The organism is Cohaesibacter intestini, from assembly GCF_003324485.1.
GTDB lineage: Bacteria > Pseudomonadota > Alphaproteobacteria > Rhizobiales > Cohaesibacteraceae > Cohaesibacter > Cohaesibacter intestini.
In genome coordinates, this window is record NZ_QODK01000002.1 from 953,141 (window position 1) to 978,675 (window position 25,535).

A 25,535-nucleotide genomic window follows, 5' to 3' on the forward strand; every position below is an offset into this window, starting at 1 on the left:
CAGGCACGTCGTTTCAATCGGATTGCTCTGATTATTTTCGAAACGCGCTAGGAAAGTGTTAAGATTAAGGGAGGGGAACCCATGGTGGAGACAAAAAGCAATTCAGGGCTTGTCGGCCCGGTCAGCCTGCTTGATCAATTGAAGGCCATGGAACAGGGCAGTCTGTCCCCAGAGGCATCCATCGCAGCCTGCCTTGAGCGCATTGATCAAGTCGAAGAGCATTTGAAAGCCTTCTGCGCCTTGAATGCCAACGCGACCAGCCAGATTGCCTCATCCGGTCCGCTCAAGGGGATTGGCCTTGCGGTCAAGGACATATTTGACACCGCCGATCTGCCCACAGCCCATGGATCTCCCATCTACCACGCCCACAATCCCGCACGCGACGCCAGCATTGTCATGCAGGCCAGACGGGCGGGATGCACCCTGCTGGGCAAGACCGTCACCACCGAATTTGCCTTCTTCCACCCCGGCCCGACCCGCAATCCCCACAATCTGGATCATACTCCCGGCGGCTCCTCGTCCGGCTCGGCAGCGGCCGTCGCCTCGGGCATGGCCCATCTGGCAATCGGCAGCCAGACCGGTGGCTCGATCATCCGCCCCGCCGCTTTTTGCGGCATCACCGGCTACAAGCCATCCGCAGGATTGTTACCCAAACCGGGCATGAAAGACGGCGCATGGTCGCTTGATACGATCGGCCTTTATACGGCCACGGTTGCTGATGTCGCCTATGCCATGTCGGCACTGACTGGCCGCAATTGCTCCATCCAGCCAAGAGCCCCCTTCCGCACCCCGAAATTTGGCATCGTTCGCAGCCACAGCTGGCCCGAAGCGGATCCGGGCTACAAATCCCGTTTCAATAGCCTGCTGGAGCATCTCCATTCTCTGGGAGCGGAGCTGGTCGAAATCGAACCCAGCGAAACCTGGATTGCCGCCTTCCATGCTCATCAGATCATTCAGGATTATGAAATCCGTCAATCCCTGGCTTGGGAACATGACACACACGGCGATCTGCTCAGCCCGGTTTTGAAACAGACCCTCGATTTCGCAAAAACCATCACCGCTGCCGACTATGACGAAGCCCATCTCTGCGCACAAGAGGCACGCATCGAAGCCGCTGAGCATCTTGAAGATCTCGATGCCTTCCTCTCCCTGTCTGCCCCCGGCCCTGCGCCCCTGGGACTTGCCTCCACCGGCTCCTCCATCTTCAACCGCATCTGGACCCTGTTCGGCTTGCCATGTGTCAATGTGGCAGGCATGCAAACAGAGGATGGACTGCCACTTGGCGTTCAGATCATCGGCCCCTTCATGGAAGACCATCACACCTTGCATGTTGCTCACTGGCTAGAAGGAGCGATTGCCCGCGCTCGATCATAAAGCACAAAAATCACATCAGCGTCCGGCCTTGCGCCCAGCCATCCGCTTGGCCTTCAACCGTTGCTTGACCGATGGATCGAGTTTTTCAGTTGCAGCCTGCCAGGCGGCAGGGGCAAGTGTGACGATATGCCTATCCAGAAAGGCCATCACTGGCTCCGGCCAAACATGCCAGGCTTCGCGCAATGTCCAGCCAAGCCCCTTCTGCACATAATAGTCAGGATCCGCCAGCAGGGCCTCCACCAGCTCGAAAACCAACGCTTGTTCGGGAAATGAGCGCCGAAATCGCGAATAGCATAGCAAGGCCACCAGCGACTGCCGGCGTTCCCACGGATTGTCGCTGCCATTCCAGTGCCTGAGCACCGGCACCACCAGCTCCGGATGGGCTTCGTTGATCCGGGCATAGAGGTTTGACAAGGTGTCCGACTGATCCCAGCAATTGACGCTCGACACCCAATCTTTCACTGCCCCCCAAAGCCAGACAAGATCTGTCCCTGCGGGCGGTTTCTCGATGAAGAAGGCTGCTTGCATTCTGGTTTCGTGATGGGTCGCCTCGGACCAGATATGAGCCCAGAGCGGCAATTGCACCTCGAACGGCAAGTGAGAGAAGCTGTAACCGCAACGCAGCAGCTTTCTTTGCGCAGGCACGCCAAGCCCGAACATCGGCATGGTCGCCTTCATGAAATGCGCCCGCTCTGCGGCTTTGTGCGGATCTATGCCCCGTGCATCTGCCTTAAGGGCAGCTTGCACTTCCACAAGCGCTTCTTGACACTTTTGTGAATGCTGCATCGCAATATTCCGATCCTGTCCCCGGTTTTGATGCTCTCGATTGTCGCACGTTGCCCCCTGAATCCACAAGGAGTTATGAGCAAATAGTGACTGGCGGCTGATATTATTTTGCAGCGCAGCATGTTTTTCTCTTCGCGAATTACCGAAGTTGCCGTAGACTCGATCACAAGCAATAAAAGCAGATAGGAGAGGTTACATGGTCAAATCAATGAATTTCATGATTTTGTGTGCCGCTTTCGCATTCATTGCAGCTATTGTGGTTGGAATTATTTAAAACAAGGAACCAGCCACAAAAGCACGCATCCGGGAGGAAAGCTCAGAGAGGCACTTGAAAAACAACGCTGTTTCTGAAGTTAGGAAGCGTAAAAACCGGGATTTTTCCCGGTTTTTTTATTTGCGAATACTACATGTAAAAGCAGAACTATACATAAAGAAGGATTAGCCCGGCTTCCTCGCAGATTACGTCGAGGGAACCGGGCAGTTCCTCATGGCCGATAGTTCAGAATTGGCGCAAGCCAACGTTCGGCTTCTTCGGTTGTCCAGCCTTTCCGGGCTGCATAATCTGCGACCTGATCCTTTTCGATCTTGCCGACACCGAAATAGTGCGAATCAGGATGGGAGAAATACAGCCCCGCCACGGCTGATCCCGGCACCATCGCAAAACTCTCCGTCAGTTTGATTCCGATCGCCGCTTCCGCATCGAGCAGATCAAACAAGGTGCCCTTCTCGGTGTGATCCGGCTGAGCCGGATAGCCTGCAGCCGGACGAATGCCCTGATAACGCTCGGCGATCAGATCTTCAACATTGAGTGTTTCATCGCTGGCATAGCCCCAATGCTCTTTGCGCACCTTGTGATGCATGGCTTCGGCAAAGGCTTCCGCCAAACGGTCCGCCAGAGCCTGCAGCAGGATCTTGGAATAGTCATCTCCAGCCGCATCAAAGGCCTTGGCTCGCTCAGCTTCACCAAAGCCGGTCGAGACCGCAAAGCCACCGATATAATCGGCAACACCGCTGTCGAGCGGGGCAACAAAGTCCCCAAGCGCCACATTGGCGCGCGCCGACCGTCCGGCCATCTGCTGACGCAGACCATAGAAGCGACCAAGCTCGCTGTCGCGGCTCTCATCCGCATAGACAGCAATGTCGTCACCAACCCCGTTGGCAGGCCAGAGGCCAAACACACCACGGGCCGTAAGCCATTTTTCCTCGACGATCTGCTTCAACATCGCCTGTGCATCCTTGAACAGGCTGCTCGCCGCTTCCCCATAGACATCGTCGCTGAGGATCGCCGGATAACGCCCCTTCATTTCCCAGGTCGAGAAAAACGGCGTCCAGTCGATATAGGGCACCAGATCCGCCAGATCGATATCATCAATCACCTTGGTGCCAAGGAAAGCGGGCTTGGTTGGCTGATAGGCAGTCCAGTCCAATGCCATTTTCTTGGTCCGTGCCTCATCAATGCTCAAGCGGCGCTTCTTGTCCTGTGCGGCCTCATGCTTGGCCCGCACGCCGACATAACTGTCCTTGATCTCGGCGATATAGGCATCCTTGTCCCGCGACAGCAGCTTGGTCGCAACTCCGACTGCGCGACTGGCATCGGTCACATAAATGGTCTGACCACGATCATAATTCGGATCGATCTTCACCGCCGTATGCACCTGCGAGGTCGTAGCCCCACCGATCATCAGCGGTTGATCAAAGCCTTGCCGCTCCATTTCAGCCGCCACATGACACATTTCATCCAGCGACGGTGTGATCAGACCGGACAGGCCGATGATATCGACCTTCTCGCGCCGCGCCGCTTCCAGAATGTCATTGGCTGGCACCATCACGCCGAGGTCAACCACCTCATAGCCGTTGCATTGCAGCACCACGCCGACAATATTCTTGCCGATATCATGCACATCGCCTTTGACGGTCGCCATCAGCACCTTGCCGGCGCTCTGGCGCTCGCCTTCCTGCTCCGCGTCCATGTAAGGCAGCAGATAGGCCACAGCCTTTTTCATAACGCGGGCAGACTTCACCACCTGTGGCAGAAACATCTTGCCGTCGCCAAACAGATCGCCGACCACATTCATGCCATCCATCAGCGGTCCCTCGATCACATCGAGCGTGCGGCTGGCGGCCAGACGGGCTTCCTCGACATCCTCATCGACATAGTCGCCAATGCCCTTGACCAAAGCATGCTCAAGGCGCTTTTCGACCGGCAACTCACGCCATGCCAGATCGACCACTTTGGCTTCGCCCTTCTGGTGCAGGAACCGCTCGGCCACTTCCAGCAGACGGTCGGTGCCGTCAGACCGGCGATTGAGGATCACATCCTCGATCCGCTCCAAAAGCTCCTTGTCGATCTGATCATAGACCATCAGCTGGCCAGCATTGACGATCGACATATCCAGCCCTGCCTTGATGGCATGGAACAGGAAGGCCGAATGCATCGCCTCACGCACCAGATTGTTGCCGCGGAAGGAGAAGCTAAGGTTTGACAGGCCACCAGACACATGGGCACCGGGCAGATTCTGGCGAATCCAGCGGATCGCCTCGATGAAGTCGACCCCGTAATTGTTATGCTCCTCGATGCCCGTTGCCACCGCAAAGACGTTTGGATCGAAAATGATGTCTTCGGGCGGGAAGCCCACTTCATTGACCAGAATGTCATAGGAGCGCTTGCAGATGTCGATCTTGCGCTCAAGGCTATCGGCTTGCCCCTTCTCATCGAAGGCCATCACAACCACCGCCGCACCATAGCGCAACACCAGTTTGGCCTGTTCGATAAAGGCCTCCTTGCCTTCCTTCATCGAGATCGAGTTGACCACCGATTTTCCCTGCAAGCATTTCAGGCCCGCCTCGATGACGCTCCATTTCGAGCTATCGACCATCACCGGCACACGGGAAATGTCCGGCTCGGCCACGATCAGATGGAGGAAGGTCACCATTGCCTCTTCCGAGTCGAGCAAGCCTTCATCCATGTTCACATCGATGATCTGGGCACCATTCTCCACCTGCTGGCGGGCCACATCGAGTGCGGCTTCATAGTCGCCATCCTTGATCAGCTTGCGGAATTTCGCCGACCCGGTAACGTTGGTCCGTTCCCCGATATTGACGAAATTGGTCTCAGGCGTCAGCGTGAAGGGCTCCAGCCCCGACAGACGCATATGCTGTTCGATGGTCGGAATGACGCGGGTTTTGACCGGCTTGACCACTTCGGCAATGGCCGCAATGTGGTCCGGCGTCGTGCCACAACAGCCACCGACAATGTTAACAAGGCCAGATTCGGCAAATTCCTTGATCAGTCCGGCCATATGTTCCGGGCTCTCGTCATATTCCCCGAACTCGTTCGGAAGACCCGCATTCGGGTAGGTCGAGACCAGTGTCTCGGCAACACGCGAAATCGACGCCACATGCTGACGCAATTCAGCTGCCCCGAGGGCACAGTTGAGACCAACCGCAAAAGGCTTGGCATGACGGACCGAATGATAGAAGGCTTCCGCCGTCTGGCCAGACAGGGTGCGCCCCGATTTATCGGTGATGGTGCCCGAGATGATCACCGGCCAGCGCATGCCGCGCGCTTCAAACTCTTCCTCAATCGCAAACAAGGCTGCCTTGGCATTCAGCGTATCAAAGATGGTTTCAACGGCCAGCGCATCCGCACCGCCATCGATAAGACCGCGCGCCGCCTCGCGATAGGCGTCCTTCAACACATCGAATGACACCGCCCGGAAACCGGGATTGTTGACATCGGGCGAAATGGAGGCGGTCCGGTTGGTCGGCCCCATGGCACCCAGCACAAAGCACTGGCGGCCCGGCTCCTTGGCCATTACCTCTTCGGCTGCTTCCTTGGCAATTTTGGCGCTCTCGACATTCAGCTCATAGGCCAGATGCTCCATCGCATAGTCCGCCTGCGCGATGGTGGTCGAGGAAAAGGTGTTGGTGCCCGCAAAATCGGCCCCGGCTTCATAATATTGCCGATGGATATCGCGAATGGCTTCCGGCTTGGTGATCGAGAGCAAATCATTGTTGCCCTTCAGATCCTGATTCCAGCTTTTGAAGCGCTCCCCGCGGAAATCCTCTTCCGTCAGATTGAGCCGCTGGATCATGGTACCCATTGCCCCATCGAGAATGAGGATACGGTCGGACGCCAAACGACGCAGCGCGTCAAAGGACGGGCTAAGAGGCAAGCTCGACATGATGACTGGTTCCTTGTCTATCCAGAGCAAGGCGGGTCGCTCTCCCGCACGGCTCTGTCAGTTTATGTCTATTCGGTCTTGATCTTGTTGCTCAGCTTAATCTTGCTCTGCCGCGCCCTTGATCGGACGCAAGCCAAGCAAATGACAGATCGCATAAGACAGATTGGCTCTGTTCATGGTGTAGAAATGGAAATCATCGACACCACGTTCATGCAGATCATTCACCTGCTCGGCAGCAATGGCAGCAGCCACCAACCGGTGGGTTTCCTCGTCATTTTCCAGACCTTCAAACCGGTTGGCCAGCCATTGCGGCACACTCGCCCCCGTGCGTGAGGCGAAATTGGCCATCTGCACGAAATTGTGAATCGGCAGAATGCCCGGCACGATGGGAATGAATATTCCGGCCCGCCGCACCCGCTCGACATAGGCCTCATAAAGATCATTGTCGAAGAAAAATTGCGTGATCGCCCGTGTCGCCCCTGCATCGACCTTCTGGCGAAGCATTTCGACATCGGTCGCAAAGTCCGGACTTTCGGGATGCTTTTCCGGATAGGCCGAGACGGACACCTCGATATCACCCAATTGCTTGATGCCACCGACCAGATCGGCCGCATTGATATAGCCCCCCTGATGCGGCTGATATTTGGTGCCTACCCCGTCGGCCGGGTCCCCACGCAAGGCAACAATATGCTTGACGCCAGCCTCGATATAGGAGCGCACCACATCATTGACTTCTTCCTTGGTCGCCCCGACGCATGTCAGATGCGCAGCAGCCGGAACAGAGGTCTCCCTGATGATCCGTTCGACAGTGGCGTGGGTCCGCTCGCGGGTCGAGCCGCCAGCGCCATAGGTCACAGACACGAAGTCAGGGGCGAGCGGGGCCAAACGCTCAACGCATTCCCAAAGCTTTTCTTCCATCTTCGGGGTCTTTGGTGGAAAGAACTCGAAGGAAATATTCAGCTTGTCGGCGCTTTGGCTGCGGCGTCCGCTGCGTTCTGCATTATGGTTCATCAGTCTTCTCTCAGTCTTGACGGCCCTGTCTTGGGAGGTTCGGGCCAGTCCTGTCATCACTTTGGTGATCCACCCCTTCATTGGTGAGGCGACACCCAAATCGGTAAAGGCAAAGTCTCGGCGCTCAATCAGGCATTCGTTTTTCGGCAACCCAGATCGTCACCGTCAGCGGCGTATCGCTCATCTCGTCGATCCGGCGGGTTTCCGACAGATCAGTCGCCGAGACAACGGCAAAGCCAGCCTGTTTCATCCAGCGGCTCATGACGTCATGGGAGAAACCCAGTCGTCTGTGAGCATGGTCCTTTCGCAAGAATTCATAATCATGGGGCGCAAAGTCAGCCACCAGAATGCGGCCACCGGGCAGCAACACCCGCCCCGCCTCATTCAGCGCCGCCGACGGATCGTCCAGATAGTGCAGCACCTGATGCACCGTCACCAGATCGAAGCTCCGCTCCAGCGTCGTCAGATCGAGAATGTCGCCCTGCTGCACATGCAGGTGATTGTGATGGGGGCCATCCAGACGTGTCCGTGCGATGGCCAACATTGAACGGTTGGCATCCACCCCAAGGCCAAAGCGGCAGCGATCCGCCAAAAGCGACAACATGCTGCCCGTGCCGGTGCCCAGATCAAGCATCCGCTGGATCGGCTTGTCGCCCAGCGCCTCGACAATGGCACTTTCCACGGCACTCTCAGGCACATGCAGCGCTCGTAATTCGTCCCACCGCTCGGCATTCTGCTGGAAATATTCCGTCGCCTGCTGTCGCTGGGTTAGTTTGATCTGGGAGAGACGCTCCATATCACGGCGAATCATCAGATCGTCCTGATCGATATGCCGCAGGGAAGCGGAAACCAGATCCCCCTTGGCCTGATCCCGCGTCAGGCAATAATAGACCCAGGCCCCTTCCGGCAGCCGGTCGACCAGACCGGCCTCATAAAGGAGCTTCAGGTGACGTGAGATTCTTGGCTGGCTCTGATTGAGGATCGCAGTCAAGTCCTTGACCGACAAATCCCCTTCCGCAAGCAGCGACAGAAGGCGCAGACGGGTTGGTTCCCCGCTCGCCTTCAACAATCCAACCATTTCATCAAGTGATAGCATCTGAACTCCCCAAAGATATAAAGATATCTTTATGCGACAAATGCAGAAGATGCAAGCCGGAAAGACGCTCCCTGATATCCTGTGCACATACACATGCACTGATTGCCGACCCAATGGTCAAAAATGCCTCATAGGTCAGCCAAACATCAAAAAACCCCGCCTCTTGTGAGGCAGGGTTTTGATGAAAAGCATCGATAAAGGTGCTTATTCGGCGCTTGGCGCCATGCCGAGGGCATGCAGATACAGATCCAACAGAGCTTCCATTTCCTGACGCTCATTGTTGTCCTGCTTGCGCAAGCGAACCACCTGACGCATCACCTTGACGTCGTAGCCATTGCCCTTGGCTTCTGCATAGACATCCTTGATATCATCAGAGATGGCTTTCTTTTCTTCTTCTAGGCGTTCAATGCGTTCGACAAAAGCACGCAGCTGATCGGCAGCGACACCACCTGGATTTGACATATCCTACACTCCAATTATCGGTTCGTCGCCCGAAAGCATCGGCACTCGGGGGCCAACATGCCTGGGCGAGCGTAACCGCTCTTCAACCAAATTTGTGTTGCGACATCCTTAACAGCGATCCATTCCGGCGCAAAGTCTCTTTGACACCGAGCACACCATTTTTGCCAGTCCTTCAGAATAGGGCTTGCGGACCAGATACGCTCAATTGCCCGCACTCAGTCGTGTTTGTGCGAAATTTTGAACGCGTCAAGCTGGCCCTGACTTGCCTCTTTCTGATATTTTTCTTTCCATTCGTCATAGGGCATCCCATAGACGATTTCGCGCGCAGCTTCCTTGTTCATATCGAGTCCGGCCTCATTGGCCGCCTCCATATACCAGCGCGACAGGCAATTGCGGCAAAAGCCTGCAAGATTCATCATGTCGATATTTTGCACATCGGTGCGTTCGCGCAAATGCGCCATCAAGCGGCGAAAGGCTGCGGCTTCCAATTCGGTCTGACTGATCTCACTCATACGGCTCCCCTTCCTGTCATTCGCCCACCGATTGATCGCGAGCGCGAGAAAGCCCGCATCATATCGAAGGTGATGGCAGCAACAAGGCCAATCTGCCTTCCGATCCCCCATTTGACGCCTCGTGCACAGATCCTGTGAGGAACCCGTATGACAGCCGCTTTTTCGCCCAACTGATCGCCGATCATATCCCGTCACACAGCCGTCAAGCACAGTCGCTAAACAGGCCCATGTCAGTCAGAAGCCCTAGAATATCCATCCGGTCAGTCAGCCCACCCATGCACAGCGTCTCTCAAACTGTGGTGCAGAAGTTGGTACAGATTACCCCGGTCAGTTGAAAACCGCACAAAATGGGGAATGTTTGATCCCCTTTAACGCACAGTCTTCGACTATTGTAGAGTTCCTGCATTGACATTACGGGCGCAAGACGCGAAACAAAAGGCGGCTTACGAACAGCTTCAAGATGATATTGAGCCCAATGATTGTTTCAAAAAAGACAACAGCTCCTGCGACCAACACCTTGGTAAAGACCCATATCCGGACATGCACCATGGCAGGTCTGATGCTGCTGGCAAGCAGTCTTCAGGCGGCAGCCGACCTTCGTGTATGCAACAAGACCAGCAGCACGATCGGTCTGGCCATCGGATATAAGATGAAGGGCGAATGGATCAGTGAGGGCTGGTGGAACATTGACCAGAGCAAGTGCGAGACTGTCCTCAAGGGCGTGCTTGTAAACAATCGCTATCTGATCCATGCCATCGATTATGACAAGGGCGGACAGTGGAACGGCGAGGCATTCATGTGCACACAGGATCTTGAATTCAAGATCAAGGGCACGCACGAATGTGTCGCGAGGGGATTTGAGCGCACCGGCTTTTTCGAAATCGATACGGCCGGGAAGCAGGATTATACGGTCCAATTGACCGATCAAGAATAGGAAAAAAACCGTGACTGTAAGACGCAATCGGAAGGTCAAGATCCTGGCCACCTTGGGCCCGGCTTCAGATAAAGAGGAACAGATCAAGGCTCTGTTCCTGGCGGGTGCGGATGTATTCCGCATCAATATGAGCCACTCGTCCCATGACGAAATGCGCGAGCGCGTCGCAAAAATTCGCTCTGTCGAAAAAGAAGTCGGCCGCCCGATTGGCATTCTGGCTGACCTTCAGGGCCCCAAACTGCGTCTTGGCAAATTCGCCGAGACCAAAGTGCGCCTCAAAAATGGTGCCAACTTCACCCTCGACATGAAGGATGAGCCCGGCGACGTCCATCGCGTCCAATTGCCCCATCCGGAAATTTTTGGCTCGGTCAAGGAAGGTGACATGCTTCTGCTTGACGATGGCAAGGTTCGCCTGCGCACCATCGGCACCGCAGCCGACGCCATCCACACCGAAGTCGTCACCGGCGGCCCAATCTCTGACCGCAAGGGCATCAGCTTCCCCGATTCCACCCTCTCCTTCTCGGCCCTGACCGACAAGGACCGTGCCGATCTGGAAGCCGCCGTCAATGCCGATGTCGACTGGATTGCCCTGTCCTTCGTGCAGCGTCCCGAAGATGTCGCCGAAGTGCGCAAACTGTCCCGTGGCCGGACCGGCATCCTGTCGAAAATCGAAAAGCCGCAGGCCGTCAAACATCTGGCCGAGATCATTGAGCTGTCCGACGCGATCATGGTGGCCCGTGGTGACCTTGGCGTTGAAATGCCGCTGGAACAGGTCCCCGGCGTTCAGAAGCAGATCACCCGAGCCGCTCGACAGGCCGGCAAGCCGGTGGTGGTTGCCACCCAGATGCTTGAATCAATGATCACGTCGCCAATGCCAACACGCGCCGAGGCGTCTGACGTCGCCACAGCAGTGTTCGAAGGCGCCGACGCGATCATGCTGTCCGCCGAATCCGCTGCCGGTGAATATCCGCAGGAAGCGGTTGCCATGATGAACCGGATTGCCGAGCAGGTCGAAAAAGACCCTTACTATTCCAACATCATCTACGCGCAGCGCGCCGAACCCGAAGCAACCGGTGCCGATGCCATCTCTGCTGCAACCCGTCAGATCGCCGAGACGCTGAAGCTGGCCAACATCGTCTGTTACACCTCTTCAGGCACCACCGGCCTCAGAGCGGCCCGTGAGCGCCCACAGACGCCAATCATCACCATGAGCCCGATCAACGCCACCGCGCGTCGCTTGTCCCTCGTCTGGGGCCTGCACTGCATCGTGTCTGAAGATTCCGGCACTCTGGATGAAATGGTCGACCGCGCCTGCTCCACCTCCTATCAGGAAGGTTTCGCCAAGCCCGGTCAGCGCGTTATCATCACCGCCGGTGTCCCTCTGGGCACCCCGGGTGCAACCAACATGCTGCGCATCGCCTTTGTCGGCAGCGACGGTCTGGGCGGCATTTAAAGCGCACCACGACCCACAATAAAAATTCAAACGCGACAGATATCATCCGATGTCTGTCGCGTTTTTTGTTCAGGGGCAGGCACCTGGCCAAAGCACTTGGATCAAATCAAACAACAAAAAGGCCGGTTCCCTGAGGAACCGGCCTTTTTCTGTCTTCTGCTTTGCGTATGAAACAGATTGACTTTATCCAGCGCCTTGCGCCATCCATTGCCAATCTATACAAAAAACGCGCGTGAGCTACACTCCTGCGCGCCTTATGTTCATGCAATCAAGAAACCTGACTTAGCCCTGACGAGCTTTAAAGCGAGGATTCTTCTTGTTGATGATATATACGCGACCCTTGCGGCGAACCATGCGGTTGTCACGGTGACGCTTGGCAAGTGCTTTCAGAGAATTCTTGATTTTCATTGTCCCAAGCCTCGGCCATTTATTCGAAACAAAAAGCGCGCCGAGGCGCGCAAAATTCGAAGCGGAAACTACGGCCAGAGACACGGCTTGTCAACTAGCAAATGACCTTGAATCGCAAGATTCACGCGATCTTTTCATAATTATCACGCCCCCATGGCCAGCATTTGCATCTTAACAACGGAATCACACGGTCATCCCCGTCCCAGTCCACAACAACCCAGCCTTTGATCAACAGATCATCCCTTAGGAGCGATTCTTTCGAAAAAGCTCGACAGGTTGGCCGCATTTAAATACGCTTTTCCAAAAGGTCTCAAGGTTGCAAGGGGTGAATGCACTATGGCTTTTGGCGGGTCAGCAGATTTAAACTGGCATCATAAAGAAACAGTGCTTGTGGACATGAAGTGGGTCAACAAGACAATTGTCGTCCATGTCGAAATGCGACAATTCGAGGAGGCCGAACATCAAGGCCACGCGCCCTCAGTCATCCTGACGCGCAAAACACCCTCAAAGACTGAGGATCTCGTTGTTGTTTCAGGCCGCGCAGGCACGCGCCTCTTGGTCTCTCTCGACCATCAGGACAAACTGATTGGTCGCATCAACCAGGCCAATCCCAATTCCGCGGGCAACGTGAAATGGGAAATCGTCGCCTGACAAGCGACGTCCGCAAACAACATACCAGCATGCCTTATCCACACACCCGCTTCCCGCCAGGAGGCGGGGCGTGCCCTATATGCGTAAGCAATCGACTGGATTGGCGAAATGGTATCCCAAAAGAGTGCCTAAAGGTCTCGCACTTCTCACTGGAGCATGATAGATTGCAATCAGTAATTGCATTATCAAGCAACAAGGTTGAATCGTGAACAACCAGCCAAGTTCCCAAACCCGGACCACAGACCCCTCCCTCATCCAACTCGGACGCGACCTCAGCGCAACCTTGCTGGTTGGCAATCTCGACCAATCCCTTGCCCTGTTGATCGATCATGCGGATCGAACGGAATATCGCTTTTCCGATCAAACCCGTGCCCGATTGCGTGCAAGACTAAGCGAAACCTCTCCGTGAGGCGTCTCCAAAGACACTGACAAATGAAGCGGGGACAAGTGAAGCGGGAAAAATGTGACCTGACACTCAAAAAATGAGCCAAAAAAAAGAGCCATAGATCATCCGACCAAAGGGCCGATTGATCTATGGCGCTTCTCATTGCCATGAACCTTGACGGTTCACGACACCGATTGCCAATTTGACAGGCGGATCAGACTTGCAACACAAAACTGACCGCGCAAACATGCCATTCTGCAGGGCAGAACCGTCAGCGGCAATCACCAGCCTTTTGAAGAGAAAATGTAAGATATACCCCCCTGTAGGCCAGTCCGCTTTTGGAGAGTCCCCCGATCCCCCAAAGCAGTGGTATTTTTATCATTTCATAATCAAAACTGCAACCGCTGAGACGACACCTTTCAACCACTGCACTTATTTGTCGCAATTGGCATACCAATTGTCACCGGCAGCGCACCAAGGGAATGCCCGCCCTCAGGGAAAAATCCCCTGAAAAAGGCAAACCTGCCGATTTTCTTATCCACCGCCCGGCCCATCACTTCAGGGAAAAGCGACCATCGAGCGGCTTGTTGCGAATCGATGGCACCTGACGCGTTTTTCGGTCAGCGCGCGATCGTCAACGCAAACCGTCCACCGCTTGGAGCGATGGACAGAAGCCGATAGCTTGCAATGGCGGGAATACCGGCAGGAACATGCGCGGTTTGCGTTGCAGTGATGCCAATCACTTGCGCTCCGGCCGCCAGCCCGGCTGTGATCCCGGCTGCGGCATCCTCGAACACAACGCACTGTTCTGGCGCCAGACCAACCAGATCCGCCCCTTTCAGGAACGGTTCAGGGTTTGGCTTGCCGTTGGTGATGTCATCGGAGGTGATCATACGCGCGGGCGTGGGGATGCCTGCGGCCCGGATCCGTGCACCGGCAACCGGCACCGAGCCTGATGTTACGATTGTCCAGGGCACTGACAGGCGATCAAGCTCGGCGATAAAGTCAAGCGCCCCGTCAAGAGCAACAATGCCCTCCACATCGGTGCTTTCCATATGTTGCAACCACCGGATCTCTTCTTCAATGATAGCCTCATCCTTGCCTGACAGCAGATCCCGAATGGATTCGTGCGCCGGACGACCGTGAATTTTGGCAAGATAGATTGCCGGATCCAGATCATGACGCTCAAGCAATGCACTCCAGCAGCGGACGACCGGCGGAGTGGAATCAATCAATGTCCCATCAAGATCAAACAGACAGGCGTCAAGCAGCAGGGAATGGGACATGGATACCTCGTTAAAGCAGAAACCGGCCCGGACACTCGGTCAGTGCACCAACATCTAAGGGCCACCCGGTGCGCTTCTGCTTACCACCCGCTTGGTGGAGGGGAAAGGCAAAATTTCAAGTGCATAACGGCTTTGCAGATTGCCCGGAGCGACGTCATCATGCCCGCACGGAGATCGTCCGCCTATCAACAACAGCAATGCACCAAGCGCGCCTTCATCGGGGCTTTTCCTTGACCACCCACGACCGACGGGTCGCAAAGGGAGCCCAATAGGCACACCACACCAGCAATCAGAATAGACGCGTTTTTGGGTCGCACTTGGCTGCCATTCGTGCCATATCTGGCGCCAAAGTGAAGCCACGGCATCACCGCCCGGAAGCCCGCGGCCGATATCTGGAAAGGAATGCAGCCATGTCCACCGCCATCATCATCCCAGCGCGCTATGGATCCAGCCGCCTGCCCGGCAAACCGATGTTACCGATCCTTGGCACCAGCATGCTCGAGCGGATCTGGCGGATCGCCAAGGCAACGACGGGCTGCTCCCGTGTCGTCATCAGCACCGAGGATGAACGCATCATCAAACACGCCATGAGCTTTGGCGCCGAAGCCGTCCTGACCCCGGAAAGCTGTCGCAATGGCTCGGAACGCTCCTTTGCCACGCTGGAAGCTGCCAACATCACCGAAGAGGCCATCCTCAATTTTCAGGGCGACGCGGTCCTCACCCCGCCATGGGTGCTGCAGGCGATGATCGATGAATTTGCAAAGGGGGAAGGTGATTTCGACATTGTCACCCCGGCGACCGTGCTGGATGACACCATGCTGGCAAACCTTGTGGAGAGCAAAAAGGCCAATCCCGCCAGTGGCACCACCGTGGTGTTCGATGCCAACCGCAATGCGCTCTATTTCTCCAAAATGATCCTGCCCTATATCCGCGCAGCCGGTCACACATCGGTCTATCGCCATATCGGGCTTTATGGCTATCGCCGCGAGGCACTTGAGCGTTATGTCAATCTTGCCCCCTCGCCGCTGGAATTGACCGAAGGGCTCGAGCAATTGCGAGCGCTGGAAAATGGCATGACAGTGCGCATCGTCACGGTCGACTATCTGGGGCGCACCCATGCCTCGGTCGATGCGCCCGACGACGTCAAGATTGTTGAAGACATCATCAAACAGGAAGGCGAGTTGGTGGCATGAAACTGATCCTTGTCAGACACGGCAACACCTTTGGTCCCGACGACAAGGTCGTCTGGGTCGGGGCACGCTCTGATCTCGATCTCGTTGAAAAAGGTCGCGCTCAGGCCAAAGAGGTTGGCGAGGCCATGAAGGCCGCCGCGATCCGCCCTGATTGCGTTGTTTGTGGCCCGCTCAAACGCACCCGCCAGACCGCCAGCATCATGGCCGAGACAGCAGGCTGGCTCGATCTGGAGCCACAGGTCGATGACGCCCTGTGCGAAATCGATTATGGCGCGTGGGAAGGTCGATCCAACGACGACATCCGCAAAGCCCATGGCGACAGGGACATTGACGGCTGGCAAAAGAGCAGCCTATGGCCCGAAGGCTATGGCTGGACCCCAAGCCCCGAAGCCATTCTCAATGGTTGGAATGCCATGATCGCCAGCATCGAAGAACAACATGGCCCGGACGCCACCGCCATCATTGTTACCAGCAATGGCATCCTGCGCATGGCTGCTCCCACTTACTGCATAAAAGCCGAAGAGGCCAAGGTCGGCACCGGCCATATCTGTGTGATCGAGAACGGAACGGTCGCTCTTTGGAACACCCGTTCGTTGGTCTGATCCACCCCATGCCCGATCAACAAGCAGCCCTCTGCAAGAGCTTGCAGGGGGCTTTTTGTTGCAAAACAGCCCTTTGATTGAGCAGATCTCCACATTGCCAAGCGGCCACCTCTTGGCCACTATGTCCGACAAAATCAACAGAATCGGCCGATTTGTCGCGCAGAAAATCAGCCATTCCCGTCATTCTTTCAAATTATGTCTGATATAATCCTTTACATTGTCTGACATAGTTGTTTCAATATCAGGAGCACCCATGAGCAACCAACGATCTGACACCCCGATGAGCGACGCCACCGACAAGCAACTTGAGCAGGCATCCCGCGAGACCGTCATTCGCGAAGCCAAGAAGCGCCGCCTGACTTTGTCGGGTGAAAGCCGCAGCTCGAGCCGGGTTCAGGACATTCTCGACGCACTGGTGGAGATCATCGAAGCGTCGGGCTTGCAGGCTGGTGACCGCCTCCCATCAGAAACAGAACTGGCGCAGTCTCTGGGGGTTGGGCGCTCCACCATCCGCGAAGCCTTGATGGCTTGGCAGCGGATGGGCATCGTGGTGCGCAACAAGGGCGCAGGCACGCGCCTGTCGGCCGACATTTCCCAGCGTTCGATGAACTTCCCCCTAACCGTCAAGGTGGAGGCCGCCGGATTGATGCGGACCCATCAGGTGCGTATGCCGCTCGAGATCGAAGCCACCCGCCTTGCCTGTCAGAATGCCACTGACAAGGACAAACGCATCATCAATGCCCGATGCGAGGAGCTTATGGCAATTTTCGAAGCGGGCGAAAACTGGCATGCCGCTGACAAGCGCTTCCACGCCGCCATTCATGATGCGAGCGGCAATCCGCTGTTCGGTCAACTCATCTTGCAGCTTCATGAGGCTTTTGAAGAGACCTATGAAGCCCCCTTCGATCAACCGCAAATGGCTGATTCCAGCATACCCCTGCACCGCAATCTGGCAGATGCCGTCATCAATCAGGATGCGGATCAGGCAGAAGCCATCTTGCGGAAAATCCTCTCCATAGTAGAAGACGAGGTCGCCATAAGGCTCAATGAATAAGACGCTTCAGGACGAGACCAACACTCTGGCACTGGCCACGCGGCTCAACCGCCCACACGCGGATGCGACCGGCACCATTGCACCGCCAATCTATCAAAGCTCGCTGTTTGGCTTTGAGAGTTTTCAGGACTTTGAAGACACGGTGTCCGGCAACAGCAACCACCCCATCTATACGCGCGTTTCCAACGAAACGGTCACTGCCTTTGAAACGCTCATGGCCGATGCGGAAAATGGTGAAGCAGCTGTTGCCTTTTCCTCGGGCATGGCGGCCATTTCTTCGACGCTTCTCGCCTTCCTCAAGCCCGGAGACCGGGTGGTTTGCATCGAACATGTTTATCCGGACAGTTTCCGGCTGTTCGAAAAAATGCTGCGGCCATTCGGCGTTGAGACCAGTTACCATTCCATTGAAGAGATGGAAAACAATCCTGATCTGATGGCGGGCGCCAAACTCGCCTATCTTGAAAGCCCCAACAGCATGATGATGCAGGCGATGGATCTGCCAAAGGTTGCCGCCCATGCCCGCAACCATGGAGCCATCACCGTCATCGACAACAGTTGGGCCACCCCGGTCTTCCAGCGCCCGATCGAGTTGGGTATCGATATCGTCCTTCATTCAGCGTCGAAATATATTTCTGGCCATTCCGATGTGGTGGCTGGCGTTGTGATCGCCAGTGCAGAGCATATCGCAGCCATCCGCACCATGAGCCTGACGCTGCTCGGCGGCAAACTGGCGCCGTTTGAAGCGTGGCTCTTGACCCGTGGTCTGCGCACCCTGCCGATCCGCATGCAGGCCCATCAAGCCACCGCCAATCTGTTTGTCGAAAAGCTTACTGCTCACCCAATGATCCGCGCGGTCCATTCCCCCGCTGCGGGCTCAGTGCCCGGTCTGGAAGGTCGCTCGGGCCTGTTGTCCGTCGAAATTGCTCCAGAGGGCGACATCCGCACACTGGTCGACAGCCTCAAACTGTTTCGCCTTGGCGTCAGTTGGGGTGGCTTTGAAAGTCTTGTGGTCCCCACCGCCATCAGCCTCAAACAGAAAGATCCAACCAACTCCCTCCAAGCCTTCAAGGTTTCAGACCGGATCATTCGCCTCAGCCTCGGCCTGGAAGACGCCAACGATCTGTGGGCCGACTTCGAGCAGGGCTTGGCAGCCTGCCGCAGCAACCGCTGACCATCACCGACCAAAGCAATCCAGACAATCCAGAAGTTCCCTGATTTTTCGTTTTTACAAAGTGGAGGACAAGATGAAGAAAACCGTATTCGGGCTGACCGTCGCCAGCCTTGCCCTGCTGGCCAACACGGCGTTTGCCGACACCCAGCTCAAGCTGGTGGAAGTGATTACCAGCCCGGCCCGCACCGAGACCCTCAAGGAAATGGTCAGCGCCTACGAAGCCGCAAATCCCGGCGTCACCGTTGAGATCGTCTCCCTGCCATGGGGACAGGCTTACGAGAAGCTGGCAACCATGGTCGCCGGTGGCGATGTGCCCGACGTGGTGGAAATGCCTGACAAGTGGCAGGCGCTGTATGCAGGCGCTGGCAAACTGGCAAGCCTTGAAGATCACATCAAGGCTTGGGAGCATGGCCCCACTCTGACCGACAAGACCATGGCCATGGCTCGCCTTGCCGGTGGCACCGCCTATTCCGTGCCTTATGGCTTCTATCTGCGCGCCATGTTCTACAACAAGAAACTGCTGGCTGAAGCAGGCGTCGCCAAGCCACCGAAAACCATGGAAGAGTTCCATGAGGCACTGGCCAAGGTCTCGGCGCTTGATGGCAAATCCGGCTACTGCCTGCGCGGCAGCCGCGGCGGCCACAGTGGCTGGCTGATGAATGCGGCAGCCATGAATGGCAGTGCCGACTTCTTCACCGCAGACGGCAAAAGCACCCTTAACACCCCTGAAGCCATCAAGGGCTATCAGGAGCTGATTGATATCTATCAGGAAGGTCTCGCACCAAAAGACTCGGTCAACTGGGGCTTCAACGAGATCGTCGCCGGCTTCTATTCCGGCACCTGCGCCTTCCTTGATCAGGATCCCGATGCGTTGATCGCCGTTCAGGAACGCATGGACAATGCTGACTTCGCCGTCATCCCGATGCCAACCGGCCCGCATGGCAAAGCCTATCCAACCATCGGCTTCGTTGGCTGGTCGATCTTCAACACCACCGAGCATGAGAGCGACGCCTGGAAGTTGGTGGCCCATCTGTCCGATCCGGAAAACAACAAGGTCTGGGCCCGCAAAGTCGGCGTCATCCCGGTTCACACCGGCGCTGACAAGGACCCTTACTTCCAGACCGAACAGTTCGCCGGTTGGTTCGAGACCCTGAATGGCGCTGACTATGTGCCCCTCGTTCTGCCCCATCAACTCGAAGGCTTCGGCTATTTCGCAGACACCATCGCCGTTGAAACCGCTCAGCAGGCCCTGCTTGGTGAAATCACCGCCAAGGAAATGGCCGACCAGTGGGCTGACTATATGAACGAAGAATATACCAAGTGGAAAGCCAATCAATGAGCCGCCCCTTGCATGACGACAAGCTCCCGGGGACACCCCGGGAGCCCAAGATCAGGCGCAGAAGTGCCCACGAGGCGAAAGCCGCGCAAGGGAGCCGCTTCGGTCTGTCCCTGTCCTATCTGCTTGAGCCTTACCTCTATCTCTCCCCGGCGGTGATCTTCATAGGCTTGGTCATTCTGGTACCGCTCAGCATCGGCATTTCCTATTCCTTCCAGTCTATCGCCCTGTTGAAGCCCTTTGACACCGGCTGGGTTGGCTTTGAGAATTACGAGGCCCTGCTGCATGATTCCAAATTCATGCTGGCGCTGAAAAACACCGTCCGCTGGACTCTCTATAGCGTCTTCTTCCAGTTTTTCCTCGGCCTTGGCCTTGCCATGCTGCTGAACACCAAGTTCCACGGCAAGAAGATCGTTCAGGCGCTCGTCTTTCTGCCATGGGCAGTCCCCGCCATGCTCTCGGCACTGACCTGGGCCTGGTTGTTCAACCCGGTCATTGGTCCCATTCCTCACTGGCTGGCCGCCCTTGGCATCCTGTCCGAGCCCTACAATATTCTCGGCGACAAGGACCTCGCCCTCTGGGGGCCGATCGTCGCCAATATCTGGTTCGGCATTCCCTTCTTTGCGATCACCATGCTGGCGGCGCTGCAATCCATCCCGTCCGACATGTATGAAGCGGCCGAGATCGATGGCGCGACCCCATGGCAGCGCTTCACAAAGATCACCCTGCCCTTCCTTGCACCGATGATCGCCATCACCGTGATGCTGCGCACGATCTGGATCGCCAATTTCGCCGACCTCATCTATGTGATGACCAGCGGGGGACCTGCCAACTCCACCCAGATCCTGTCGTCCTACATCTTCACCACCGCCTTCCGAAAACTCGATTTCGGCTATGCCTCGGCCATTGCCGTGGTGCTTTTGGTGCTGATGATGCTCTATGCGATGATCCTGCTGCGCATGCGGCAAAAGCTTGTGAAGGTGTGACATGTCCACCCGTAACCGTGCAACGCGCCCCCTCCTTGTTGGCGGCAAATATCTGGCCATCCTGCTCTATTTGCTGTTTGCCCTATTCCCGCTCTACTGGCTTTTGAAAATCGGCCTGACCCCGGACAAGTTGATCTATACCGAAGGCACGGCCCTGTGGCCGAGCTGGGTGACCTTCGACAATTTCCGCTCAGTCGTCACCCAGACCGACTTCCTGATCTATTTCCGCAACAGCATCACCGTGTCGCTGAGCACTGCCTTCGTCACCACTTTGGTCGCCAGCGCGGCGGGTTATGCCTTCTCGCGCTTTGTCTTTCGCGGCAAGAATCTGATCATCCTGTTGATGCTGCTGACACAGATGTTCCCGCTATTGATGATCATCTCGCCGATCTACAAGATTTTTGCCACCGTTGGCCTGCTCAACACCCTGACCGGCCTGATCATCGCCTACACCGCCTTCAACATTCCCTTTGCCACCTTCCTGATGCAGTCCTTCTTTGATGGCATCCCGCAGGATCTGGAAGAAGCGGCCATGACCGATGGCGCCACCCGCTTTCAGGCCCTGCGGCTGGTCATCTTCCCGCTCACCCTGCCCGGCATGGCAGCGACCCTTGGCTTTGTCTTCACCGCCGCCTGGAGCGAGCTGCTCTTTGCGCTGATGCTGATCAATTCCAACGACACCATGACCTTCCCGGTGGGGCTGATGACCTTCGTGTCGAAATTCTCCGTCGACTGGGGGCAGATGATGGCCGCAGGCGTCTTGGCACTGATCCCGAGCTGCCTCTTTTTCTTCTTCATTCAACGCTATTTGGTTCAGGGCCTGACCTCAGGCGCCGTGAAAGGCTAGAGACATGGCACGTATCCAGCTTCAGAATATCTCAAAATCCTATGGCCCTGTCTCGGTGCTTGATGACATCAATCTCGACATTGACGAGGGCGAATTCATCGTCCTTGTCGGCCCGTCGGGCTGTGGCAAATCCACCTTGCTGCGGATGATTGCCGGGCTTGAAACCGTCACTGGAGGCGACATCCTTATCGGTGACACGCTCGTCAATGAGCTGCGCCCGCGCGAACGCGACATTGCCATGGTGTTCCAGTCCTATGCCCTCTATCCGCATATGGATGTCGAACGCAATATGGGCTTCAGCATGGAGATCCGAAAGGAAGACAAGACCTTGCGGGCAGAACGCGTCGGTGAGGCAGCGGGCATCCTTGGCCTTGGCAAGCTCCTTGGCCGAACACCCAAAGCCCTGTCTGGCGGCCAGCGTCAACGCGTTGCCATGGGCCGCGCCATCGTCCGCGATCCCAAGGCCTTTCTGTTTGACGAGCCCTTGTCCAATCTTGATGCGGCCCTGCGCGTTGAAATGCGACTGGAAATCGCCAAACTGCACAAGCGTCTGGATGCGACCATGATCTATGTGACCCACGATCAGGTCGAGGCCCTGACACTGGCGGACCGCATCGTGGTGATGAATGCAGGTCATATCCAGCAGGTTGGCACGCCGATGGAGCTTTATGATCAGCCACACAACCTGTTTGTCGCCCAGTTCATCGGCTCGCCCAACATGAACATTGTTGGCACCGACACCATGCCCGATGCGCTGAAAGCAACCCTGCTGCCAAAAAGCAAGCAAAGCGCCAGTGCAAAGGTCGCCCATTTCGGCATCCGACCTGAACACACTATGATCATCGAGAACGGAGAGCACCAGCTTACCGGACAAGTCATCATCGCTGAGCGGCTCGGCTCGGACACCAACGTCTATATTGAAGCAGACGGCATTGGACAAATGCTGGTGCGCCAGCGCGGCGACGTTTCGCTTGCATCGGGGCAACAGGTCAAGGTGCAGCTGGACCTCACCAAGGCCCACTATTTCAATGCTGACGGCGAAGCTTTGTTTTTGCGCGAGGCGTAAACATCCCCTTTCCCCACCACCCCAAAAAGCCATGCCGTGGCTGCGAACAGCAGCCACGGCATGGCTTTATCCTCTTGTCTCGCCCGTTGCGACAATAAGCCGACATCTGGCATGTCATTCGAACCAGCATTTGCGTTATGATATGACACAATCGTTCCCCCAACGCAGAAACAGACAGTCATGAGACTATTGCTGGTAGAAGATGATCAGGGGCTGGTAACGCGGCTGAAAAAGGACTTCGAAGCAAACGGCTATGTCGTCGACCATGCTGACAACGGCATTGACGGCCAATATCTCGGAGAGACAGAAGCCTATGATCTGGTCATCCTCGATCTGGGATTGCCCGGAAGACCCGGCCTCGACATCTTGCACAATTGGCGTGAAAGCGGATTGACGCTGCCGGTCATTCTCTTGACGGCCCGCGATGCCTGGCATGAGCGTGTCGAGGGATTTCGCTTCGGGGCAGACGATTATGTCGGCAAACCCTTTCACTTCGAGGAACTGCTCGAGCGGACCAAAGCCCTTATCCGGCGCAGCAACAACACCCAGAATAGCGAGCTGCACACGAAGGGCTTGTCGCTCGATGAAGAGCGGCAATGCGTCCTCATGGACGATGGCAGAACCATCGATCTGACCGGCACCGAATTTCGCCTGCTGCGGTACTTCCTGCTGCACAAAGGCAAGATCCTCTCCAAGTCAACACTGACCGAACATATCTATGATCGCGACTTTGATCGCGACAGCAATGTCATCGAGGTCTATGTCCGCCATCTTCGCAACAAACTGGGCGACGAATGGATCCAGACCCGTAGGGGGCAAGGCTATGTCTTTGAGGGTGGTGACCAATGAATTCGATGGAGCGGCAACTGCAAGTCGGTCTGGCGGCCATTCTGCTTCTGCTGATGCTGTCGGCCTGGTATGTGGTCAATCAATCGGTTCAGACGCTGGTGGAGGACTTTGTGGTGTCTCGCCTCAAGCATGACGCTCAAAGCATGATTGGCGCTCTCGAGCCTGATCCGGCCTTTACCCGGGTGCGTTGGCGCGGTGTCAGCGACATCTACAACAAGGTCGATTCAGGTCATTATTATGTTTTCGCCTTCACCGATGGCCGGGTCATAACCTCACCCTCTCTGTGGGACCAGACCCCACAGGTTCCAAAGGTTGCTCCGAATGATGAAGTCGTCACACGCATAGAGACCCCCGACGGGCAAACCGTTCTGGTCTGGGCCAAGCAGTTCGAGAAGGACGGACAAGGGTTCACACTGGCTGTCGCCGAAGACCTTGAGCCCATGCTCGCCCAGATCGACAGGCTCAAGCGCAACTTTGCCGGTCTGTTGGCCTTTGGCTTCGCCTCGCTTCTGGTCTTGCAAAGCTGGCTGGTACGAAGATCCTTTCGGAAACTGGACCCCATCCGGCAGGACATCAAGAGCCTTGAGCAAGGCAAAAGAGACAAGCTGCGCGAAGAAGTCCCTTCCGAAATCCAGCCGCTCGTCAGGAGCTTCAATCACTTGCTGGCACTGCTGACAACAAGGCTGGAGCGTTCGCGCAACTCACTGGGTAACTTGACCCATGCACTCAAAGGTCCTCTCAATCTGCTCATCCAGCAGCTGCATGAAAGCGATCAGTTGAATGGCAAGGGCCTGAAGGAAGCCCGTGATCAGACCGAGCGCCTGCACTTTTTGATCGAGCGGGAACTGAAGCGAGCCCGTATGGCAGGCCGAGGCATCAGCGGCCAACAGTTTGATGCCGGCCGCGACCTTCCAGACCTCATCGGAGTGATGCAACAAACCCACCGAGACAAACAGCTCGAAATCATCGCCATCGGCGCCAGTGCCATGCCCTTGTTTGGTGACCGGGAGGATTTGCTCGAGCTCATTGGCAACATTCTGGACAATGCCTGCAAATGGGCCAACGGAAAAGTGGTCTGCCGCATGTCCCTTGATGAAACCTATCGCATAACCATTGAAGATGATGGCGCCGGACTGCCAAAAGAAAAGCTGGATCAGTTGATCATGCGCGGCGTCCGATTGGATGAAAGCGTCGGGGGAACCGGTCTTGGCCTTTCCATCGCCAAGGATATTGTCAGCCTTTATGGGGGCACCATGCGCTTTGACCTGTCAGAGGAACTGGGAGGCCTCAGGGTCGACATGACCTTGCCGCTGATCGCCGCCAAATGACCTTATTGTTTTCAGCTTCATTTCAGCATGCTGCTCTAGACTTGGGGATATAAAGTCGTCTGCCACATGAGGCATGGCGATATCACTCAAAAGGAGATGTGCCATGAAAATGCTAGCAAAAACCATCACAATTGCTGCCATTGCCCTTGGCTTGACGAGTGGGGCAGCGCTTGCTGTCGATATGACTCAACGCGGAATGTTGCCCTTCGCCACTTGGGACATGAACAATGACGGCTCAATTTCAAGCAAGGAATTCACGTCGATCCGTTCCAAACGACAGGCTGCGCGCGCCGCCGAAGGGCGCTTCATGAGGAATCAGGCCACCTCGCCATCCTTTGCCTCGTTTGATACGGACGGAAACGGTTCGATTTCGTCCAGCGAGTTCAACACCCGCCAGACCGCATTGCTCCCAAGCCGTCCCGGCGCTCAGAGAATGGGTATGGCCCGCAATATGGGCAACCGCAACTGGGGTAACCGAGGTTGGGGAAACCGTGGTTGGGGCAATCGAAACGGGCGTGGTCGCGGCATGGGCCGGAGATGGGCGCAATGAAGCCTTGTTGC

General features: G+C 56.2%; 25 protein-coding genes. 16 read left to right on the forward strand and 9 right to left on the reverse strand.

Annotation, left to right across the window (positions count from 1 at the left end):
- Positions 1-81: 81 nt before the first annotated feature.
- Positions 82-1,374, forward strand: a complete 1,293-nt coding sequence (locus tag DSD30_RS09940) for an amidase (RefSeq protein ID WP_114009461.1) — start codon at positions 82-84, stop codon at positions 1,372-1,374.
- Between the two features lie 15 nt (positions 1,375-1,389).
- On the opposite strand, the gene DSD30_RS09945 is transcribed toward DSD30_RS09940, so the two are convergent.
- The 6 genes from DSD30_RS09945 to DSD30_RS09970 all read right to left on the reverse strand — a co-directional run bounded on the left by DSD30_RS09945 (position 1,390) and on the right by DSD30_RS09970 (position 9,425).
- The gene (locus DSD30_RS09945) at positions 1,390-2,127 is read right to left on the reverse strand and encodes a DNA alkylation repair protein (protein ID WP_157967638.1); all 738 of its coding nucleotides are present in this window, start codon (positions 2,125-2,127) and stop codon (positions 1,390-1,392) included.
- Positions 2,128-2,645: 518 nt separating this feature from the next.
- Entirely contained in the window at positions 2,646-6,344 is a 3,699-nt protein-coding gene (metH, locus tag DSD30_RS09950) for a methionine synthase (RefSeq protein WP_114009463.1), read from the reverse strand.
- 96 nt (positions 6,345-6,440) lie between these two features.
- Positions 6,441-7,355: a methylenetetrahydrofolate reductase [NAD(P)H] gene (metF, locus tag DSD30_RS09955; protein ID WP_114009464.1), complete on the reverse strand. Its 915-nt coding sequence runs from the start codon at positions 7,353-7,355 to the stop codon at positions 6,441-6,443.
- Between the two features lie 124 nt (positions 7,356-7,479).
- Complete coding sequence (locus DSD30_RS09960; RefSeq protein ID WP_114009465.1) at positions 7,480-8,451, reverse strand: ArsR/SmtB family transcription factor; 972 nt, start codon at positions 8,449-8,451, stop codon at positions 7,480-7,482.
- 204 nt (positions 8,452-8,655) lie between these two features.
- Entirely contained in the window at positions 8,656-8,913 is a 258-nt protein-coding gene (locus DSD30_RS09965) for a DUF2312 domain-containing protein (protein WP_114009466.1), read from the reverse strand.
- 215 nt (positions 8,914-9,128) lie between these two features.
- Complete coding sequence (locus tag DSD30_RS09970) at positions 9,129-9,425, reverse strand: DUF1244 domain-containing protein (protein ID WP_114009467.1); 297 nt, start codon at positions 9,423-9,425, stop codon at positions 9,129-9,131.
- A gap of 547 nt (positions 9,426-9,972) precedes the next feature.
- On the opposite strand from DSD30_RS09970, the gene DSD30_RS09975 reads away from it, so the two are divergent.
- Together DSD30_RS09975 and pyk are read left to right on the forward strand one after the other, a co-directional pair.
- Positions 9,973-10,359 carry a DUF1036 domain-containing protein gene (locus DSD30_RS09975; RefSeq protein ID WP_114009468.1) on the forward strand — a complete coding sequence of 129 codons (387 nt, stop codon included), beginning with the start codon at positions 9,973-9,975 and terminating at the stop codon, positions 10,357-10,359.
- A gap of 10 nt (positions 10,360-10,369) precedes the next feature.
- Complete coding sequence (gene pyk / locus DSD30_RS09980) at positions 10,370-11,812, forward strand: pyruvate kinase (RefSeq protein ID WP_114009469.1); 1,443 nt, start codon at positions 10,370-10,372, stop codon at positions 11,810-11,812.
- A gap of 282 nt (positions 11,813-12,094) precedes the next feature.
- On the opposite strand, the gene ykgO is transcribed toward pyk, so the two are convergent.
- On the reverse strand, positions 12,095-12,220 hold the full coding sequence (gene ykgO, locus DSD30_RS09985; RefSeq protein ID WP_097153051.1) for a type B 50S ribosomal protein L36: 126 nt from the start codon (positions 12,218-12,220) through the stop codon (positions 12,095-12,097).
- A gap of 276 nt (positions 12,221-12,496) precedes the next feature.
- On the opposite strand from ykgO, the gene DSD30_RS09990 reads away from it, so the two are divergent.
- On the forward strand, positions 12,497-12,871 hold the full coding sequence (locus tag DSD30_RS09990; protein WP_157967639.1) for a hypothetical protein: 375 nt from the start codon (positions 12,497-12,499) through the stop codon (positions 12,869-12,871).
- A 205-nt stretch (positions 12,872-13,076) separates the two neighbouring features.
- Positions 13,077-13,280, forward strand: a complete 204-nt coding sequence (locus tag DSD30_RS09995; RefSeq protein WP_114009471.1) for a hypothetical protein — start codon at positions 13,077-13,079, stop codon at positions 13,278-13,280.
- A 596-nt stretch (positions 13,281-13,876) separates the two neighbouring features.
- Here the strand turns inward: DSD30_RS09995 and DSD30_RS10000 are convergent.
- Positions 13,877-14,542, reverse strand: a complete 666-nt coding sequence (locus tag DSD30_RS10000) for an HAD-IA family hydrolase (RefSeq protein ID WP_114009472.1) — start codon at positions 14,540-14,542, stop codon at positions 13,877-13,879.
- Positions 14,543-14,952: 410 nt separating this feature from the next.
- Here DSD30_RS10000 and kdsB point away from each other — a divergent pair, with 410 nt between their 5' ends.
- Both kdsB and DSD30_RS10010 read left to right on the forward strand, forming a co-directional pair.
- Positions 14,953-15,735, forward strand: a complete 783-nt coding sequence (gene kdsB, locus DSD30_RS10005) for a 3-deoxy-manno-octulosonate cytidylyltransferase (RefSeq protein ID WP_114009706.1) — start codon at positions 14,953-14,955, stop codon at positions 15,733-15,735.
- Positions 15,732-16,337, forward strand: a complete 606-nt coding sequence (locus tag DSD30_RS10010; RefSeq protein WP_114009473.1) for a histidine phosphatase family protein — start codon at positions 15,732-15,734, stop codon at positions 16,335-16,337. Before kdsB ends, DSD30_RS10010 begins: the two co-directional genes overlap by 4 nt.
- Before the next feature lie 16 nt (positions 16,338-16,353).
- Here DSD30_RS10010 and DSD30_RS21520 read toward each other — a convergent pair whose 3' ends face one another.
- A complete protein-coding gene (locus tag DSD30_RS21520) occupies positions 16,354-16,512 on the reverse strand; it encodes a hypothetical protein (protein ID WP_157967640.1) in 159 nt (52 codons plus the stop codon).
- A 78-nt stretch (positions 16,513-16,590) separates the two neighbouring features.
- Between DSD30_RS21520 and DSD30_RS10015 the strand changes: the two genes are divergently transcribed.
- The 9 genes from DSD30_RS10015 to DSD30_RS10055 all read left to right on the forward strand — a co-directional run bounded on the left by DSD30_RS10015 (position 16,591) and on the right by DSD30_RS10055 (position 25,524).
- On the forward strand, positions 16,591-17,391 hold the full coding sequence (locus DSD30_RS10015) for a FadR/GntR family transcriptional regulator (RefSeq protein WP_198662891.1): 801 nt from the start codon (positions 16,591-16,593) through the stop codon (positions 17,389-17,391).
- A complete protein-coding gene (locus DSD30_RS10020) occupies positions 17,384-18,562 on the forward strand; it encodes an aminotransferase class I/II-fold pyridoxal phosphate-dependent enzyme (protein WP_114009474.1) in 1,179 nt (392 codons plus the stop codon). Before DSD30_RS10015 ends, DSD30_RS10020 begins: the two co-directional genes overlap by 8 nt.
- A gap of 73 nt (positions 18,563-18,635) precedes the next feature.
- Positions 18,636-19,901, forward strand: coding sequence for an ABC transporter substrate-binding protein (locus DSD30_RS10025; RefSeq protein WP_114009475.1), 1,266 nt, complete (start codon positions 18,636-18,638; stop codon positions 19,899-19,901).
- On the forward strand, positions 19,898-20,884 hold the full coding sequence (locus DSD30_RS10030; RefSeq protein ID WP_114009476.1) for a carbohydrate ABC transporter permease: 987 nt from the start codon (positions 19,898-19,900) through the stop codon (positions 20,882-20,884). The genes DSD30_RS10025 and DSD30_RS10030 overlap by 4 nt, the downstream gene beginning before the upstream one ends.
- A 1-nt stretch (position 20,885) precedes the next feature.
- Positions 20,886-21,731, forward strand: a complete 846-nt coding sequence (locus DSD30_RS10035) for a carbohydrate ABC transporter permease (RefSeq protein ID WP_114009477.1) — start codon at positions 20,886-20,888, stop codon at positions 21,729-21,731.
- A gap of 4 nt (positions 21,732-21,735) precedes the next feature.
- Entirely contained in the window at positions 21,736-22,797 is a 1,062-nt protein-coding gene (locus DSD30_RS10040) for an ABC transporter ATP-binding protein (protein WP_114009478.1), read from the forward strand.
- A 180-nt stretch (positions 22,798-22,977) separates the two neighbouring features.
- Positions 22,978-23,646: a response regulator transcription factor gene (locus DSD30_RS10045; protein ID WP_114009479.1), complete on the forward strand. Its 669-nt coding sequence runs from the start codon at positions 22,978-22,980 to the stop codon at positions 23,644-23,646.
- A complete protein-coding gene (locus DSD30_RS10050) occupies positions 23,643-24,974 on the forward strand; it encodes a sensor histidine kinase (RefSeq protein WP_114009480.1) in 1,332 nt (443 codons plus the stop codon). Before DSD30_RS10045 ends, DSD30_RS10050 begins: the two co-directional genes overlap by 4 nt.
- A 103-nt stretch (positions 24,975-25,077) precedes the next feature.
- Entirely contained in the window at positions 25,078-25,524 is a 447-nt protein-coding gene (locus DSD30_RS10055; RefSeq protein WP_171021905.1) for an EF-hand domain-containing protein, read from the forward strand.
- Positions 25,525-25,535 lie beyond the last annotated feature (11 nt).